This window comes from Mesosutterella faecium, from assembly GCF_022809315.2.
In the GTDB taxonomy this organism is placed as follows: domain Bacteria; phylum Pseudomonadota; class Gammaproteobacteria; order Burkholderiales; family Burkholderiaceae_F; genus Mesosutterella; species Mesosutterella faecium.
In genome coordinates, this window is record NZ_JAKZJU020000001.1 from 822,578 (window position 1) to 839,375 (window position 16,798).

The following is a 16,798-nucleotide window of genomic DNA, read 5'->3' on the forward strand; positions in this document are numbered from 1 at the left end:
TTTGGGGTGCGCCGGACCCGAAGGGGGCGGCGAGCCCCCTGGCGGTTACGCCCTCCGGGCGAGTTCCGCGGCTTTCCCAATGTAGGTCGACGGGCGCAGCTTCAGCAGCCTGTCCTTGGCTTCGTCCGGGATGGCCAGCGTGCGGATGAAGTCGGCCAGAACCTGCTCCGTGATGCCCTCCTTGCCCCGCGTGAGAGCCTTGAGCTGTTCATAGGGCTTCGGAATGCCGTAGCGGCGCATAACGGTCTGAATGGCTTCCGCGAGGACTTCCCAGGCGCCGTTGAGATCCGAGGCGATTCCCGGCAGATTGATCTCGAGTTTTCCAAGCCCTCTGGTAAGGGCGTTGTAGCCGACGAAGCAGTACCCGAAGGCCACGCCCATGTTGCGCAGAACGGTGGAGTCGGTGAGATCGCGCTGCCAGCGCGAAATAGGCAGCTTGCCGGCCAGGTGGTTCAAAAAGGCGTTGGCCATGCCAAGATTGCCCTCGGAATTCTCGAAGTCGATGGGGTTCACCTTGTGCGGCATGGTCGAGGAGCCGACTTCGCCCGCCTTGAGCTTCTGGTGGAAGTAGCCGAGGGAAATATAGCCCCAGACATCGCGGTCCAGATCGATGAAGAGGGTGTTCGCACGGGAGATTTCCTGAAACAGCTCGGCCATGTAGTCGTGCGGCTGAATCTGAGTCGTGTGCGTGTCAAAGTGCAGCCCCAGGCGGGTTTCGACCACTTTTTTGGCGAAGCCCTCCCAGTCGTATTCCGGGTAGGCGATCAGGTGCGCGTTGAAGTTGCCTACCGCTCCGTTCATCTTGGCCAGAATCCTGACGTTTTCAATGGCCTCGATGATGCGCTGCAGCCGGACGGCGAATACGGAGAATTCCTTGCCGACGGTTGTGGGCGAGGCGTGCTGCCCGTGGGTGCGGGCCAGCATGGGGACGTCGGCCCACTGATGGGCGAAGTCCGCCAGCGTCGCATGGATCTTCCTGAGGAAGCTCACCAGCTCGGCGCGGCCTTCCTTGAGCATGATCGCATGGCTGGTGTTGTTGATGTCCTCCGAAGTGCAGGCGAAGTGCACGAATTCGGAGGCGCGGGCGAGCTCCTCGTCGTGAGCCACCTGCCGCTTAATCCAGTATTCGACGGCCTTCACATCGTGGTTGGTGGTCTTTTCGATGTCTTTGATTGCCTGGCAGTCCTCGAGCGAGAAATTGACAGCGAGGCCGCGCAGGAAGGCTTTGCCGTGATCGGAGATGTTTTTGAGTTCGGGCAGGCCGAATTCGGACAGAGCGATCAGCCACTCGGTTTCGACGCGGACGCGCGCGCGCATGAAGGCGTATTCGGAAAAAATGTTCCGGAGGACGTCGGTCTGACTGGCGTAACGGCCGTCGAGAGGGCTCAGGGCGGTCAGAGCAGAAAGTTCCATTTTCGAGATCCAGGAAGGTTAAGAGAGGTAAGGTTTCCGCTCCATGAGCAGAACCATTAAATTTTAGCTCAACCGTCCCGGAGGCCGTCCGCGGACAGAACCGGGGCGCCGCGGGAAGTCCTGGCGGCCAGGCTTCGTGATGTCTGCTATGTTTATAGCAGATGCGGGATGCCGGAGCGGCGGGCGCCCGGGCCGCTTTCCTTTTATTCTGCGGGGTGAGAAATGGCGGGTTTTGATCTGTTCGAGGAGGAGCAGGACGCAGTCCCCATTGCGCCTGAGCCGCCCTCCGAGTCTATGAGGCGCGCGGCGAGGATTATTCCCCGTTCGGTGCATCTGGGCTCGTCCTCCTGGGCCTTCCCCGGCTGGAAAGGCATCGTCTGGAGCCGTTTCAGCAGCACCCGGAATCTGGCTCAGGAAGGGCTGAGGGCCTACAGCGCCAACCCCATTTTGACCACGGCCGGCGTCGACCGGGCCTACTACAGGCCGCTGCCCATGCTTCAGTACGCCCGCTTTGCCGGGCAGGTTCCGGATAATTTCAGGTTTCTGGTGAAGGCGCCGGCTGCCGTGACCGACTGCATGAAGCGCGGAGCGGGCGGCAGGCCTCTGGGAGAAAATCCGTTTTACCTGAATGACAGGAAGGCCGCCGAAGAGTTTGTGCTGCCGGTTCTCGAAGGGCTGGGCGGCAAGGCGGGCCCGCTGGTTTTCGAGTTTTCTGCTTTGCCCCGCGGGTGGCTCAGGGATCCGCAGGACCGGGTCCGCCAGATCGAGCGCCTGGGAGAGTTTCTCTCCAGGCTGCCGCCGATTTCCGAGCGCTCGCCCGATGCCTTCTACGCCGTCGAGATCAGGACGCCCGCCATTTATACGCCTCGGTTCTTAAACGTCCTGAGGGAGTCCGGGGCGCGGCTTGTCATCGGTCTGCACCCGAGCATGCCCGACATTGCCCGACAGACCAATGCGCTCTTCGCCCTGGACCGCATCGGTGAGTCCGGGCCCCCGGCGGGGCTCAAGGGTCCACTGGTGGTGCGCTGGTCTCTTGCCCTTGGGGACCGCTTTGACGACGCGAGGCAGCGTTTTGAGCCTTTTTCCAGCATCCAAAGGCCCGATCCGGTCACCAGAGAGGGCATCGTGAGTCTGATACTGTCAGCGCTGCGGGGCAGGCAGAACTCTTTTGTTGTCGCAAACAACAAGGCCGAGGGATGCGCCCCGCTTTCCATGTTTTCGCTGGCCGAAAGGCTGGCCGAGAGAATCTCAGAAGAGCGCGACCGGCAAGGCGGTGCTGCAGGCTAGTCCCGCAGCAGCTCCGGCCAGGCCTGGTCGAGCGGCTTCATGGCGACCTCCCCGGGCCAGAGCCTGCGAAGGACGCTGGTGTGGACATCTGCGCGGCCCGTGCACCAGAATTCAACCTGGCCTTCGGCTGAGCGGCCTGATAAAAGAGAATTTTCCTCAAGCCTTTTCTTCAGAAACCGTGCCACCGCGGGGCTGGGATCGATGATGGCGACGCCTTCTCCCGCTGCGCGCCGAATCTCGTCGGCCAGGAACGGGTAGTGTGTGCATCCGAGAACCAGCGTGTCGATGCCCTGCTTGAGCAGGGGGCCGACGTAGCTCTCGATGAGCCGGCGGGTTTCTTCCGAGTGGAAATCTCCCGCCTCCACCCGGTCCATCAGCCCGGGGCAGGCCATCAGGATGACCCTGTCATTTCCCGCAAAGCGCCTGATGAGGCTCTGCAGGCGCGGCGAGTGAATGGTTCTCGTTGTGGCAAGGACGCCGACTATGCCGTCGCGGGAGAGCGCGACGGCCGGTTTGACTGCGGGCTCGATCCCTATGATCGGGAAGGGCAGCTCTCGCCTGAGTGTGTCGACTGCGGCCGCTGTCGCGGTATTGCAGGCGACGACCAGGGCCTTGATCTTTCTTGAGGCAAGAAAGCGAACGATTTTTTCAGTACGGGCGGTGATCCAGGCGTCCGTACGGTCTCCCCACGGAGCCTTGCCGCAGTCGCCTGCGAAAATGAGGTTCTCGTGTGGCAGCAGCCTGCGCATTTCCCGCAGGACGGAAAGCCCGCCCAGGCCGGAATCCAGAGCTCCAATGGGCAGATCAGCGTTTTTCCAGTCGTAGTCAAGCTTCATTTCTGCCCCCGTGGCGCTCCAGCCCGCGCCAGCCTGTCGTTGACCGCAGCCCAGATCGAGCCTGTGGGCGGCTTGGCCACAAGGATATGTGTCGCGCCGGACGCGTCCAGCAGGTGCAGGCTGCTGTAGAGCCGGGCCGCGTATGCAGGTTCGTCCTCGGGCGCCTCCAGCCTGAAAACGACATTGCCGGGACACCGGTCCAGGATCTGCCTCGGCGCCATGACAGCGCAGGACTGCGGATTGAGTGCGGCCGCAGCCTCGGGCAGCTTCTCGGCCTCTACCAGCGTGAGGGGGGTGCGTGGCGCATAGTGGCTCTTGAGCTGGCCGGAGACTCTGGGAGAGCCAGCCCGGGGGTTGACCACCGGGCGGCCGAGCGCTTCCTGAAGCATTTCTCTCGTGATCGCGCCGTAGCGCAGCAGCTCGGGCTCGCTGCCCGAGAGGTTGATGATGGTGGACTCGACGCCAACGGTGCACGGGCCCCCGTCCAGGATGTAGTCGACCTTGCCCGACGGCCTGAGGCCCAGATCGTCAAGGACATGCTGCGGCGTGGTCGGAGAAATCCTCCCAAAGCTGTTGGCCGAAGGACCCACGACCCCCCGGTGCGCGGGGCCAGAAAAGGCCTTGAAGAGCGCGTGCCCGAGCGGGTGCGAAGGGCACCGGAGCCCTACGCTTGACTGTCCTCCTGTCACCCAGGGGCCGCACCTGCGGGCCCTGGGCAGGACCATCGTGAGAGGGCCCGGCCAAAATTTTTCCGCGAGAACAACGGCCTCCTTCGGCACGGACGAGGCCCACCAGGAGAGGCTGTCGGCATCGGGCAGGTGAACAATCAGAGGGTGCCAGGTCGGTCGTTTCTTCGCTTCGAACACACGGCCTACGGCGCGTTCATTGTCAGCGTCCGCACCCAGTCCGTAGACAGTTTCCGTCGGGAAGGCGACAAGCCCTCCGCGTTCCAGCACCTCGCAGGCCGTCTCCACGGCCTTTTCCTGTTCAGGGCTCAGAGTCATGGCGTGCGTCGTCCTCAGAACGGTTCTGGTAGCTGCAGGATGCGGGCCACCTTTTTTGCCCGCTCAAGCGCCTCGTCCAGCGTTCTGCCCAGGCAGGCGGCGTGCCCCATTTTCCGGCCATGCCGGGGCTCTGCCTTGCCGTAGAGGTGCAGCTTCACGCCCGGGATGGCGAGGACGCGTGCCCAGTCGGGCTCGCCGCCAGCTTTTTCCCAGGCGTCGCCCAAAATGTTGAGCATGATGCCGGGCGTTTTAAGCGAAGTGCTGCCGAGGGGCAGCCCCGCCATGGTTCTCACCTGCTGCTCGAACTGGCTCGTCATGCACGCTTCGATGGTGATGTGCCCTGAATTGTGAGGCCTCGGCGCCGTTTCGTTGGCGATGACGGAGCCGTCCTCGAGCACGAAGAACTCGATGCAGAGAACGCCGACGTACTTCATCGCGTTGGCAATCCGGATGGCGTCCGCTCTTGCGAGGGCCTCAGTTTCATCGGGAATTCTCGCGGGGAGAACCGTTTCGGCAAGAATCCCGTGCAGATGGTGGTTTTCAAAAACAGGGAAAGTGGCCGTCTCTCCATCAAGCCCTCGGCAGACAATGACGGAGCACTCTGTCTTCAGCGCGAGCTTTTTCTCGAGAATGCACTCCACTTTCCCGAGCGACAGATACGCCTGTAGAAGCTGTTCCTTTTTGCCGACGACGACCTGCCCCTTTCCGTCATAGCCGAGCCTGGCTGTCTTCAGAATGCCGGGAAAGAGCTCCGCCGGCGCCTCCTGGCAGTCAGATTCAGACAGGATGGGGGCGTGGGGGGCGACCGGAACTCCGGCGGCCGCTATGAAGGCCTTTTCCCTGTTCCGATCCTGAGAAACGGAGACCGCCTCGGCAAGAGGCGCGGTGCGGCAGCCTTTTTCAGCCAGATAGGCGAGCGAGGCGGCCGGGACGTTTTCGAACTCCGTGCTGACTGCGGGACACAGCGAGGCCATCTGATCCAGCGCTTCACGGTCCTTGTAGCTTTTTTTAATCCGAAGCGCGGAAACTTCACCGGCCGGGCTGACCTCGCCGGGATCGAGGACTGCGACGTGGTAGCCGAGGCGGCTGGCTTCCACGCTGAACATGCGCCCGAGCTGCCCGCCTCCCATCATGCCAAGCCAGCTGCCGGGCAGCAGGACGTGTGAATCAGTCATTTTTCAGCATGCCTCCTTGAAGTCGCCCGTAGGAAGGGACATGTTCCGGGCGGCCTGGTTCTGGGAGGCCATGAATTCCGTCATTTTCCGGGCCAGCACGGGATCGCTCGCCGCGAGCATCCGGACAGCAAAGATCGCCGCGTTGGCGGCCCCTGCCTCGCCGATGGCAAATGTGGCCACGGGTACGCCTTTCGGCATCTGGACAATGGAGTAGAGCGAATCCTGGCCTCTGAGATACTTGGAGACACAGGGAACGCCCAGAACCGGCAGCGTGGTTTTGGCCGCCAGCATTCCGGGCAGGTGCGCAGCTCCGCCGGCGCCGGCAATGATGCATTTGATGCCGCGGCCGCGCGCGGACTCCGCATAGGCGAACATTTCGTCGGGCATGCGGTGCGCGGAGACGACGCGCGCCTCAAAGGGAACGCCGAACTGCTCCAGGATCCGGCAGGCGCCGCTCATGACCTCCCAGTCGGAGGCCGATCCCATCAGAACACCAACCACGGGTTGTTTGCTGTTGTCCATTTCTTCAATCCTGCAAATAGAGAGAGGGATTAAAAAACGGAGGAGGGGGATTCGCATCCCTCAGCCTCCGTTCAAACCGCTGCGGTTCAGATCCCATCAGCCGAGCTTGATGCCGGTGAGGCGGAAGAGGGCCTCGCGGTATTTTTCGCTCGTGCGGTTGATGACGTCCTCGGGCGGAACCGGAGCAGGGGCTTTCTTGTCCCAGCCGGTCGACTCAAGCCAGTCGCGGATGTACTGCTTGTCGAAGGAAGGCGGAGAAATGCCGACGTTGTACTGGTCGGCGGGCCAAAAGCGGGAGGAGTCCGGAGTAAGGACTTCGTCCATCAGGCGGACCCGGCCTTCGTTGTCAATGCCGAACTCGAATTTCGTATCGGAGATGATGATGCCCCGGGTTGCGGCATAGTCAGCGGCGCGGCGATAAAGCTCCAGGGTCGCATCGCGAATGGTCTTTGCAATGTCTCCGCCATAACGCTTCACGCACTCTTCGTAGCTGATCGGCTCGTCGTGCGTGCCGACCGGCGCTTTGGCCGACGGCGTGAAAATCGGCTCGTCGAGCTTCTGAGACATCTGCAGGCCCTTCGGCAGCTTCACGCCGGAGACGGAGCCGCTGGCGACGTATTCCTTCCAGCCGCCACCGGTCAGGTAGCCGCGGGCCACGCATTCGATCAAAATGGGCTTGAGCTTCATGGCGACCACGGACCTGCCTTTGATCTGCTCCACTTCGTCGGGAGCAACAACAGACTCAGGCGCAATGCCGGTCAGATGGTTCGGCAGAACGCCTTTTAATTTCTCAAACCAGAAGTTGGTGAGCGCTGTCAGAACCTGTCCCTTGTAAGGGATGGGGGCCCCAAGGATGAAGTCGAAGGCGGAAATGCGGTCAGTGGCCACAAGCAGCAGCTTGTCATCGCCGACGGCGTAGCTGTCCCTCACTTTTCCGCTGTAAACGAGCGGAAGCGACTTCAGGCTGGTTTTCAAAAGGCCTGTCATGGATGGTTCTCCATAAAAGAGATTGCAAGGACACGGAAGCGGAATCATTTTAACCCTGCTGAAGCGGGGGAAACGCCGCTGCTCACCAAAAAGCGTCGAGCAGAACCAGCACCCAGATCAGGGCGTCCGCCGCCAAGGTGAGAAGCACGGCTAGGCTGCCGAGATCCTTTGCCTTTTTGGAAAGAGGATGAATTTCCGGCCCGATCCGGTCAATGGCAGCCTCAATGGCTGAATTCAGGGTTTCGACGATCAGGAGGAAAAAAAGCGAGAAGACGAGCAGGGCGCTCTGCGTCCTGCTGACCGGCAACAGAACCGCAACGGGAATCAGCACGACGCTGAGCCAGAATTCCTGCCTGAATGCCTGCTCGGAGGACCAGATGGCCCGGAAGCCGTCAATGGAGTAGCCGAAGGCGTTGACCAGCCTGCGCAGCCCTGTCCTGCCTTTGAGTTCGCGAGCGTCACCTGACATGTCAAATTCCAAAAAAAGAGAGGCGGATCAGCGCGAAGGATCCGCCTCGGGGGCTGGGGGTTCCCAGAGTTTAGATGACCTTCTGGGAAATGGAGCCGTCCTCGTAGCCTTTTGCGAACTTGGACAGGGGAATCGGGTGAATCTTCGCTCCCTGTCCCTCGCAGCCGAAGGCTATATAACGGGATTTGCACATTTCCTGCTCGGCCTTTCTCGCGGCCTTCAGATAGCTCCTGGGATCGAAGTCTCCCGGATGCTCAACCAGGAAGCGGCGGACGGCGGCGGTCATGGCAAGGCGGATGTCGGTGTCCACGTTCACCTTGCGCACGCCGTGCTGAATGGCCGTCTGGATTTCCTTGACGGGGACGCCGTAGGTTTCCCTCATGACTCCGCCGTAGCGGCGGATTTCGGCCAGGAACTCCTGCGGGACGGAAGACGAGCCATGCATGACGAGATGGGTGTTGGGCAGCCTTGCGTGTATCTCCTTGACGCGGTCGATCGCCAGGATTTCTCCAGTGGGCTCACGTGTGAATTTATAGGCCCCGTGGCTGGTCCCGATCGCGATGGCCAGGGCGTCGAGCTGGGTTTCGCGGACGAAGTCCGCGGCCTGCTCGGGGTCGGTGAGGAGCTGCTCGCGCGTGAGGGAGCCTTCCGCTCCCTGCCCGTCTTCCTTGGCGCTTTTCAGCGTCTCGAGCGAGCCGATGCAGCCCAGTTCGCCCTCAACGGAAACGCCAATGCTGTGGGCTGTTTCAACGATGCGGCGCGTGGTTCTGACATTGTATTCGTAGCTCGCCACGGTCTTGCCGTCGGGCATGAGCGAGCCGTCCATCATCACTGACGTGAAGCCGTAGCGCATGGCGCTGAAGCAGGCCGATGGACTCCTGCCATGGTCAAGGTGCATGGCGACGGGGATGTCCGGATAGGACTCGACGGCCGCCTTGATGAGATGCTCGAGAAACAGCTCGCCTGCATAGCTGCGGGCTCCGGCAGAAGCCTGAAGAATGACGGGAGCGCCCGTTTCTTCGGCCGCGGACATAATGGCCTGGACCTGCTCGAGATTGTTGACGTTGAATGCGGGGATGCCGTAATTGTTTTCAGCCGCGTGGTCAAGCAGCTGACGCATTGCTACAAGAGCCATCTAAAAGACTCCGAAAAGGTGCTTAGGGTGGCCCTTATTCTATCAAAGCGCTGTGTCAGTTTTCCTGAGGCCGCAGGGGGCGGAGGTCAACCCTGCAGAAGGGACTTGTCCCTGCCGATCTGCTTTTTGATGCCTTCCAGGATGCCCTGGGCGAGCTGCCACTGGTAGTCCTCGTTTCTCAGCCTCTGTTCTTCGGAGGGGTTGGAGATGAACGCCGTTTCAACAAGGATGGAAGGGATGCCCTGCCCCTTGAGGACGGCAAAGCCGGCCTGCTCCACATTGTGCTTGTGGAGGTTGTTGAGCTTCGAGAGCTGTCCTAGAACGCTTTGCCCCAGGGCAAGGCTGTAGCTGATTTTCCAGGAATTGGACATGTCAACGATGACATTCTGGACTTTGCGGTTGACCCCCCTGAGGTTGATGCCGCCTATCAGGTCGGCCTCGTTTTGCTTCTGGGCGAGCCATTTGGCCGCGGCCGAGGAGGCGCCTCTTTCGGATAGGGCAAAGACTGAGGATCCGCTAGCGCTGGGGGAAATCCAGGCATCGGCGTGAATGCTCACCAGGAGGTTGGCCCTAGCTTTCTGAGCGAGACGGACACGCTCGCCGAGCGGCACGAAATAATCGCTGCCTCTGGTTTTAAAGCACTGGATGTCATTTTCCTTCGCAACCAGTTTTTCCAGCTTCTGTGCGATGGAGAGAACGACGTCTTTTTCGTGGGTTCCCGCACTGCCCGTGGCGCCCGGGTCCTCGCCGCCGTGTCCCGGGTCGATCATGAGAGTGATCCGCGGAGAGCCGGAGGAAGGCGTGCCGGAAGAGCTGCGCGAGGGGCTCTCGGCCGCAGGCTGCCGCCTGCCGCCAAGAGCCGCGGCTATCGGGTCGTCCTCGGCTTCGGCGGAGTCGACCGGCCGGGGAGACTTCGGATAAAGATCCATAACCAGACGCCGGTTGTAGTTCGCAATCGGTGCCAGTTCAAAAATCTCAGGGCGGATGTCTTCCTTCACGTCGATGACCAGCCGCACGACGTTGGCCTTGTTCTGGCCGATGCGGATGGCGGAAATGGTGGGGCCGCTGGGGCGGACTTCGCTGATCTTCTTCTTCAGACTATCGGAAAGTGCGAGCCCTTCGATGTCTACGACCATCCGGACGGGGGATGAATCTCGGACGACAAATGAGCGGAACTTGAGGTTGCCGTTGTGTTCAATGGTGATGCGCGTGTATTCACTCGCGGGCCACAGCCGCACGTCAAGAATGTCTGCGCCATAGGCGATGTCCCACGGCAGAAGCGAAAAAAGGAGAATCCCGCCGCTGCGGGCGAGAAAATCGCGACGAACTAAATCCATTGCCTACAAACCTCTCGAGCGGCCGCTTCCCCGGCCTCCCCGCAGGGCTCCAGCCGGGCTTTTCTTCCGTCTTTGAACAATGAAAGAAAGATGGTCAGGTCGGGCGCGGGGAGGAACGGCAGGGCTTTCTCGGACCATTCGCAGACCGTGAGCTTGCCCGGTCCGAAGAGATCGCGGAAGCCAGCGTCGTCGAACTCCTCCGGGGACTCAAACCGATAGAAGTCAAAGTGGTGCACCGTGAAAAGGGGCGCGTCGTAGGTCTCAACCAAAGTGAAGGTCGGGCTTTTGACTCTGCCGGTGATCCCCAGCGCGCGCAACATGGCCCGGGTGAGGGTGGTCTTGCCCGCGCCCAGGGTTCCGTCCAGCCTGAGATTGAAGCCGCTCTCGGCTATTTTCCGGCTCAGGCCGCAGAATGCGCCCGCAAGCAGGCTGCCCAGCCGGATAGTTGCCGACTCATCCTCCAAAACAAGGGGCGAACAGGAACTGACGGTTGCCATTGTGGACGGAGTAACTTAAAGGGGAAGATAAAAAAAAGCTGAAAATCCAGCCGCGGGTATTTTAAATTTAAACCCGCGGACGGAATGTCTTGCTATTTTATTTATTGTTGAATATAATACAAACCTCTTTCTGCTCAGACAAGCAGAAAAGCAGGCCGGTGTAGCTCAGTTGGTAGAGCAGCGCATTCGTAATGCGAAGGTCGGGAGTTCGACTCTCTTCACCGGCACCAGATTTCCATCCCGGATCGCTCACAGGCGACCCGGGTTTTTCTTTTTTCCCCGCACCAGTTCCACGCGGCCCGTTGCCGCGGAAGCCCCCGGAGAGACCGGGGAAAACATCGGGGATGCCGCTTTTATTCCCTTTTTCTGTGCAGATCCCGGGCTGGCTCCATCCCGGCTTACTTTCGCTGCCTTTATTTGGCCGGGCTGCTGGATCTGTCCGGATGTAAATCTGATTCAAGAAAGTATATACAATTTAGTACTGAATTTTGTATTGTTTCGTTGTATAACTTCCAGAAGCTGAAAATAAAGGACTAGCACGCTTCAACCCGTCAGTCCAACGACTCGAATTGAGGAGAAACTAATGCGCAGTGACAAGATGAAAAAGGGCCCAACGGCTGCCCCCCGGCTTGCTTTGCTGAAGGCCCTGGGCCTGACGGATGAGGAGATTGAGCGCCCGTTGATCGGCATTGTCAGCTCCAAGAACGATATCGTTCCGGGACACATGAATCTGGACAAGATCGTGGACGCCGTCAAGCAGGGAGTCGCCCTGGCCGGCGGCGTGCCCATTGTTTTCCCGGCGATTGCGGTCTGCGACGGCATTGCCATGGGACATGAGGGCATGAAGTATTCCCTGGTTTCGCGCGAGCTGATAGCGGACTCCACGGAGGCGATGTCCATCGCGCACCCCTTTGACGGCCTGGTGATGGTGGCGGCCTGCGACAAAAACGTTCCCGGCCTGCTGATGGCTGCGGCCCGCATCAATATTCCGTCCATCGTCATTTCCGGCGGCCCCATGCTCGGCGGCTGGTTCAAGGGCCACAAGGTGACGGTGTCCTCCGTGTTTGAGGCGGTCGGCACGTTCCACGCAGGCAAGATGACTGCGGAAGACCTCAACGGGCTCGTGAACTGCGCCTGCCCGACCTGCGGGTCCTGCGCCGGCATGTTCACCGCCAACTCCATGAACTGCATGAGCGAAGTTCTCGGTCTGGCGCTGCCTGGCAACGGAACCATCCCTGCCGTGATGAGCGAGAGAATCCGTCTGGCTAAAAAGACCGGCATGCGGATCCTGGACCTGGTGAAAGAAAACGTCAGGCCCCGCGACATCATGACCGCCGAGGCCTTCGAAAACGCTCTGATGGTTGACATGGCGCTTGGCTGCTCAACCAACTCCATGCTCCATCTGCCGGCTATCGCTCACGAATGCGGCATTGAGATCGACCTGGGCTATGCGAATGAAATTTCGAAGCATACGCCCAATCTCTGCCACCTCTCCCCGGCCGGTGAGGCGACGATGCTCGATCTCGAGCAGGCCGGTGGCATTCCGGCTGTGATGCACGAGCTGTCCAAACTGGGCAGACTGCATCTCGATTGCCGCACTGTCACGGGAAAGACGGTGGGAGAAAACATCGCCGGGCACGAGATACTGAACTCCGAGGTGATTCGCCCGATTGACCATCCGTTCATGAAAGAGGGGGGCATCGCGGTTCTCAAGGGCAATCTTGCTCCCGACGGCTCGGTGGTGAAGCGCTCAGCGGTCGATCCCTCAATGATGAAGCACCAGGGCCCGGCCCGTGTTTTCGATTGCGAGGATGACGCCATCGCCGCCATTCTGGGCGGCAAGATTCACCCGGGCGATGTCGTGGTGATCCGCTACGAGGGTCCCAAGGGCGGTCCGGGGATGCGTGAGATGCTCAACCCGACTTCGGCTATCATCGGAGCGGGGCTTGGCAGCACTGTGGCCCTGATCACTGACGGGCGTTTCTCGGGCGCGAGCCGCGGAGCCTCCATCGGACACGTTTCGCCCGAAGCTGCCGACGGCGGCCCGATCGCTCTGGTGCACGAAGGCGATCAGATAGCCATTGACATCGAGGCCAACACCCTTACGCTGTGCGTGCCCGACGAGGAGCTTGCGCGCCGCAAGGCGGCATGGAAGCCCCGCCAGCCGAAGATCACAACGGGCTACCTGGCCCGCTACGCGAAGCTGGTCAGCTCCGGCATGAAGGGCGCGGTTCTGTCCTGATCATCCGGGACTTAGCCCGCTTTTGACATAAAGAGTCTTTTTCCGGGGGAGCCATTCCTCCGGGAGAGGGCTCTTTTTTTCACTACAATGCTCGGGTTTTGAAAATTAAGAAGATCTCGCCATGCTGATTCATCCACAATTTGATCCGGTTGCGTTTTCGATCGGGCCGGTGTCAGTCCGCTGGTACGGCATTATGTATCTGGTCGGGTTTGCGGCTTTTTATCTGCTGGCGAGGCTGCGCTGCAGAGAAGAGTGGAGGGGGCTGAAGGTTTCCGATCTTGAGGATCTGCTGTTTTACGGCATTCTTGGCGTTGTGATAGGCGGGCGGCTTGGATTCTGCTTTTTCTACCAGCCTGACTTTTACATCCATCACCTGGAGCGCGTCTTTGCGATTTGGGAAGGCGGCATGAGCGTCCACGGGGGGATGCTGGGCGTTGCGGCTGCCATCGCTTATTTTTCTGTGACGCACCACAAGAGCTTCATGAAGACGGCGGACTTTGTCATCCCCCTCGCGCCGGTCGGGCTGTTTTTCGGACGGATAGGAAATTTCATCAACGGAGAACTGTGGGGCCGGGTGACCAGCCCTGACTTTCCTTTTGCCATGGCCTTTCCCCAGTCGGGGGACATGTTGCCGCGGCATCCCTCCCAGCTTTACGAATGCGGCCTGGAGGGCGTCCTGCTTTTCACTCTGACGTGGTTCTATTCAAGAAAGCCCAGGCCTCAGGGGGCTCCGACCGGAGTCTTCCTGCTCGGCTACGGGGTGTGCCGTTTTCTTGTCGAGTATGTCCGCGAGCCGGACTGGTTCCTCGGCATCAGGGCGCTCGGGTTCACCAGGGGACAGTGGCTGACCATGCCGCTTATTCTCCTCGGTCTGGTGCTCCTTCTGCACGGCTATCTCGGCAGGAGGTCCCGCGGCGCGTCCTGACGGGACGGCGCGGCGCCGCATGAAAAAGCGCGGAATAAAAAAAAGCGGAAGGCTGATCGGCCCTCCGCTTTTTCACAACTGGGATCCCTGCGGCTGTCCGGGAAGGATAAGTATCCTGAACCGAGGGTTCAGGGCGGTCGCCTCCACGGCGGACGAGGCTCGGACATCGCGTGTCCGAAAGCGCTTTCGGCCAATGAGATCAGCGGCCTAGCACGTAGTGCATTGGTTCTGGAACATTAAATCCTTGGATCCGGCCAGCGCAGGGAAAACTTTCATGGCGGCCCGAGGGGACTGCGCCTTCTTCCGGGGCCGCGCACCTTCCTTTGTCATTCTAATCCCGCGGCAGAGAGGCATCCACAGCCTCCGGCGCGCTTTCCGCCGGGGTCTGCTCGGGCTGATTGCGGGCAATCGCCGCTTCGCATTCGGCCCGAAGCTGCTCGATTTTGCTGGAAGCTTCTTGCTGCCTGCTTTTGTTGATCCTCGCCTCTTCGTCCTTGTCGAACCCGGTCCATATGAGATCGAGCGCCACCATGACCGCGATCTGGTCATAGCCGAGAACCCTGCCGGATTCCCTGATTTCGCGCATTCTCCGATCGAGCTCCGCGCCGCAGCGCTGAAGTTTTTCAGCATTTTCCGGAGCCACCGCAAGACGGAAGGTCCGGTCCATGATATTCAGAGAAAGATCTGACATAGGCGGTCTGTCCCGCTATCGCTCAGCCCGGGGGTCAGGCCGCCGCGTTCTGCTCCTGAGTCTGGTCGGAGGAATCCTCCTCCACGATCGGCTCGATGTTGGTGTCGCGCGTGAGCTGCTCGATCAGCAGGCCGATCCGAATGCCGGTGTCTTCCAGCTTTCCGCGGGTTTTGGCCAGCTCGTCCTTGGTGCTGGCCAGCTCCGCCTGGGTGTCGGAAAGCTGCTTTTTCAGCTCATCGTTTTCCTGATGGAGGTGATCCGCGCGCTGGACGAGCTGCGTGACGATGGAATCGAGTGCGTCAAGTTGTTCTTGCATTTTTTACTGCCTAATCAAGAGAAGAAACTCTGCGGTCCTTTGCTGCGGGCCTGCAGATCAAACTTTAACTGATTTACCGGGGAATTCCGAGTACGTCGGCCATGGAGTACAGGCCTGCGGCCTGATTCACGAGGAAACGCGCCCCGACAAGGGCGCCGTCGGCGTAGCCTTCCCGGGTGGTGCTGTGATGGGAGATCTCAACCCTTTCCCCGGTTCCTGCGAATATGACCTTGTGGATTCCCACGACATCGCCTCCGCGGAGGGCGGCAAAGCCTATTGTCCCATTCTTTCGCGGGCCTGTGTGGCCTTCGCGGGAAAGAATGGCTACTTCATCGAAATCCTGGCCTCTGGCCCGCGCGATGCACCGCCCCATTTCAAGCGCGGTCCCGGAGGGTGCATCGACTTTGTTGCGGTGGTGCATTTCCACAATTTCCACATCCGTGTCCGGTAGCAGCCGGGCGGCCTCGGCGACCAGGCGGAAAACAGCGTTGACGCCAACCGAGGTGTTGGGTGCGAGAATGACGGGAATCGACCGGGAAGCCTCTTCAATCGCTTTTTTCCCTGCGGCGTCAAAGCCTGTTGTTCCGATCAGAACGGGCTTTTTAAGCCGAACGCACTCGGGCAGGATCGCCAGCGTTCCTTCAGGACGCGAGAAATCAATGACAACGTCGGCCTTGCACAGCTCCTGCGGGTCATCGGAGACCGAAACTCCCGTCGCAATGCCGCTGGGGGCGCCAGCGTCTTTGCCGACGCCGGCGCTTCCGCCGTGCCCCAGGGCGGCGCAGAGCTCCATGTCCTTTGCGGCCGCGAGGGCCCTGACGAGCATCTGGCCCATCCGGCCGCAGATGCCTGAAACGGCTACCTTAATCATTTGGATTCCTTTACGGGCTCGGAGGGCTGCCCGGCAGTGCCCTTGGCCTTGTCAGCCGGGGCCGGGGCGGAGGCGGCCTCCTGTTTTTTCTGCTTGTTCTTCTCAAGGGCATCCTTGTCGTTGAGAATCAGCAGGTCTGCCGTCGTTTCGTCCGGCATTTGATCTGCAGTCCACCTGGAGACGCGGCCGTCGTTGCCGAAGTACACCGTGAGCTTGCGGATCTCGGTGTCGCCGCTGCGGCGGTTCAGATAGTAAACGTAATCCCAGCGGTCTTTATGGAACACGTCCTGGAGCAGCGGCCGGCCCAGGAGAAATTGCACCTGCTCGGGAGACATGCCTTTTTCCAGCTGCCCGATCATCTCCGAGGTGACGAGGTTGCCCTGATGGACGTCCGGGCGGTAGGGATGTAGGAAAGTCGGGGTCCACGCGACGGCGGAATCCCAGGCTCTGGACATGGTCTGGCAGCCTGCCAGCAGTGAGCAGGCAGATGCAATAACGGTAGCTGCGAGCAGCTTATGCGGGAGTGCCATATGTATCCGACGAGAAAGATGCCTAAGTGATCTGTTTATAAAACTTCACGTATCATAAGACAAAAGAGAAAACTTCCGCAGAGACTTTGCATATGAGTGAAAGCGATAAGCGGCATGATCAGCTGGCAGAGCTGAAGCAGGCGGGCCTGAAGGCAACCGGCCCGAGAATGAAGATACTTGAAATTTTCCAGCGCGAGTCCCAGAAGGGAAGCCGCCATATGTCGGCCGATGACATTTATAAGGAGCTGCTTGCTGAAAATATGGATATCGGCCTTGCCACGGTATACCGCGTGCTCACCCAGTTTGAAGCTGCGGGGCTGCTGACGAGGCATCATTTTGGGGAAGATTTCGCGACGTTCGAACTCGATGACGGCTACCATCACGACCATTTGGTCTGCACCCGGTGCGGCGCGGTAGAGGAATTCGTGGACCGCGACATCGAAGAGCGTCAGAAGGAAATAGCCAAACGGTTCGGCTTCCGGCTGGAAAGCCATTCCCTGTCGCTTTACGGCATCTGCCCGGCCTGCCAGAAGAAAGAGCGGGAGAAGTCCGGCCGCTGAA

At 60.4% G+C, this 16,798-nt stretch carries 18 protein-coding genes and 1 tRNA gene; 5 read left to right on the top strand and 14 right to left on the bottom strand.

Annotated features, from left to right (window positions below; genetic code table 11):
- Positions 1-45 precede the first annotated feature (45 nt).
- Positions 46-1,413, bottom strand: coding sequence for an adenylosuccinate lyase (gene purB, locus MUN46_RS03860; RefSeq protein WP_243376953.1), 1,368 nt, complete (start codon positions 1,411-1,413; stop codon positions 46-48).
- 222 nt (positions 1,414-1,635) lie between these two features.
- Here purB and MUN46_RS03865 point away from each other — a divergent pair, with 222 nt between their 5' ends.
- Positions 1,636-2,700 carry a DUF72 domain-containing protein gene (locus MUN46_RS03865; RefSeq protein ID WP_243376952.1) on the top strand — a complete coding sequence of 355 codons (1,065 nt, stop codon included), beginning with the start codon at positions 1,636-1,638 and terminating at the stop codon, positions 2,698-2,700.
- On the opposite strand, the gene murI is transcribed toward MUN46_RS03865, so the two are convergent.
- From murI to tsaE, 9 genes are all read right to left on the bottom strand, one after another.
- Positions 2,697-3,536: a glutamate racemase gene (gene murI / locus MUN46_RS03870; RefSeq protein ID WP_243376951.1), complete on the bottom strand. Its 840-nt coding sequence runs from the start codon at positions 3,534-3,536 to the stop codon at positions 2,697-2,699. The two genes, MUN46_RS03865 and murI, sit on opposite strands and share 4 nt — an antisense overlap.
- On the bottom strand, positions 3,533-4,540 hold the full coding sequence (locus MUN46_RS03875; RefSeq protein ID WP_243376950.1) for an L-threonylcarbamoyladenylate synthase: 1,008 nt from the start codon (positions 4,538-4,540) through the stop codon (positions 3,533-3,535). Before MUN46_RS03875 ends, murI begins: the two co-directional genes overlap by 4 nt.
- A 14-nt stretch (positions 4,541-4,554) precedes the next feature.
- Positions 4,555-5,715 carry a 5-(carboxyamino)imidazole ribonucleotide synthase gene (locus MUN46_RS03880; protein ID WP_243376949.1) on the bottom strand — a complete coding sequence of 387 codons (1,161 nt, stop codon included), beginning with the start codon at positions 5,713-5,715 and terminating at the stop codon, positions 4,555-4,557.
- Positions 5,716-5,718: 3 nt separating this feature from the next.
- Positions 5,719-6,237, bottom strand: coding sequence for a 5-(carboxyamino)imidazole ribonucleotide mutase (gene purE / locus MUN46_RS03885; RefSeq protein WP_243376948.1), 519 nt, complete (start codon positions 6,235-6,237; stop codon positions 5,719-5,721).
- A 96-nt stretch (positions 6,238-6,333) separates the two neighbouring features.
- Positions 6,334-7,224: a phosphoribosylaminoimidazolesuccinocarboxamide synthase gene (locus tag MUN46_RS03890; protein WP_243376947.1), complete on the bottom strand. Its 891-nt coding sequence runs from the start codon at positions 7,222-7,224 to the stop codon at positions 6,334-6,336.
- 82 nt (positions 7,225-7,306) lie between these two features.
- Complete coding sequence (locus tag MUN46_RS03895; protein ID WP_243376946.1) at positions 7,307-7,693, bottom strand: diacylglycerol kinase; 387 nt, start codon at positions 7,691-7,693, stop codon at positions 7,307-7,309.
- A 70-nt stretch (positions 7,694-7,763) separates the two neighbouring features.
- Complete coding sequence (gene fba / locus MUN46_RS03900) at positions 7,764-8,828, bottom strand: class II fructose-bisphosphate aldolase (protein ID WP_243376945.1); 1,065 nt, start codon at positions 8,826-8,828, stop codon at positions 7,764-7,766.
- A gap of 86 nt (positions 8,829-8,914) precedes the next feature.
- Positions 8,915-10,165, bottom strand: a complete 1,251-nt coding sequence (locus MUN46_RS03905) for an N-acetylmuramoyl-L-alanine amidase (RefSeq protein ID WP_243376944.1) — start codon at positions 10,163-10,165, stop codon at positions 8,915-8,917.
- Complete coding sequence (gene tsaE / locus MUN46_RS03910) at positions 10,156-10,662, bottom strand: tRNA (adenosine(37)-N6)-threonylcarbamoyltransferase complex ATPase subunit type 1 TsaE (RefSeq protein WP_243376943.1); 507 nt, start codon at positions 10,660-10,662, stop codon at positions 10,156-10,158. Before tsaE ends, MUN46_RS03905 begins: the two co-directional genes overlap by 10 nt.
- Positions 10,663-10,816: 154 nt before the next feature.
- Here tsaE and MUN46_RS03915 point away from each other — a divergent pair.
- From MUN46_RS03915 to lgt, 3 genes are all read left to right on the top strand, one after another.
- Positions 10,817-10,892, top strand: a tRNA-Thr gene (locus MUN46_RS03915).
- Between the two features lie 353 nt (positions 10,893-11,245).
- The gene (ilvD, locus tag MUN46_RS03920; protein ID WP_243376942.1) at positions 11,246-12,904 is read left to right on the top strand and encodes a dihydroxy-acid dehydratase; all 1,659 of its coding nucleotides are present in this window, start codon (positions 11,246-11,248) and stop codon (positions 12,902-12,904) included.
- Positions 12,905-13,025: 121 nt separating this feature from the next.
- Complete coding sequence (gene lgt, locus MUN46_RS03925; RefSeq protein WP_243376941.1) at positions 13,026-13,829, top strand: prolipoprotein diacylglyceryl transferase; 804 nt, start codon at positions 13,026-13,028, stop codon at positions 13,827-13,829.
- 331 nt (positions 13,830-14,160) lie between these two features.
- Here the strand turns inward: lgt and MUN46_RS03930 are convergent, their stop codons facing one another.
- The 4 genes from MUN46_RS03930 to MUN46_RS03945 all read right to left on the bottom strand — a co-directional run bounded on the left by MUN46_RS03930 (position 14,161) and on the right by MUN46_RS03945 (position 16,237).
- A complete protein-coding gene (locus MUN46_RS03930) occupies positions 14,161-14,496 on the bottom strand; it encodes a cell division protein ZapA (protein WP_285230556.1) in 336 nt (111 codons plus the stop codon).
- A 58-nt stretch (positions 14,497-14,554) separates the two neighbouring features.
- Positions 14,555-14,836: a hypothetical protein gene (locus MUN46_RS03935; protein ID WP_243376940.1), complete on the bottom strand. Its 282-nt coding sequence runs from the start codon at positions 14,834-14,836 to the stop codon at positions 14,555-14,557.
- Positions 14,837-14,909: 73 nt separating this feature from the next.
- Entirely contained in the window at positions 14,910-15,707 is a 798-nt protein-coding gene (gene dapB / locus MUN46_RS03940) for a 4-hydroxy-tetrahydrodipicolinate reductase (protein ID WP_243376939.1), read from the bottom strand.
- Complete coding sequence (locus tag MUN46_RS03945) at positions 15,704-16,237, bottom strand: outer membrane protein assembly factor BamE (RefSeq protein WP_243376938.1); 534 nt, start codon at positions 16,235-16,237, stop codon at positions 15,704-15,706. Before MUN46_RS03945 ends, dapB begins: the two co-directional genes overlap by 4 nt.
- Before the next feature lie 92 nt (positions 16,238-16,329).
- Between MUN46_RS03945 and fur the strand changes: the two genes are divergently transcribed.
- Positions 16,330-16,797 (top strand): ferric iron uptake transcriptional regulator, encoded by a 468-nt coding sequence (fur, locus tag MUN46_RS03950; RefSeq protein ID WP_243376937.1) that lies wholly within the window; start codon positions 16,330-16,332, stop codon positions 16,795-16,797.
- Position 16,798 lies beyond the last annotated feature (1 nt).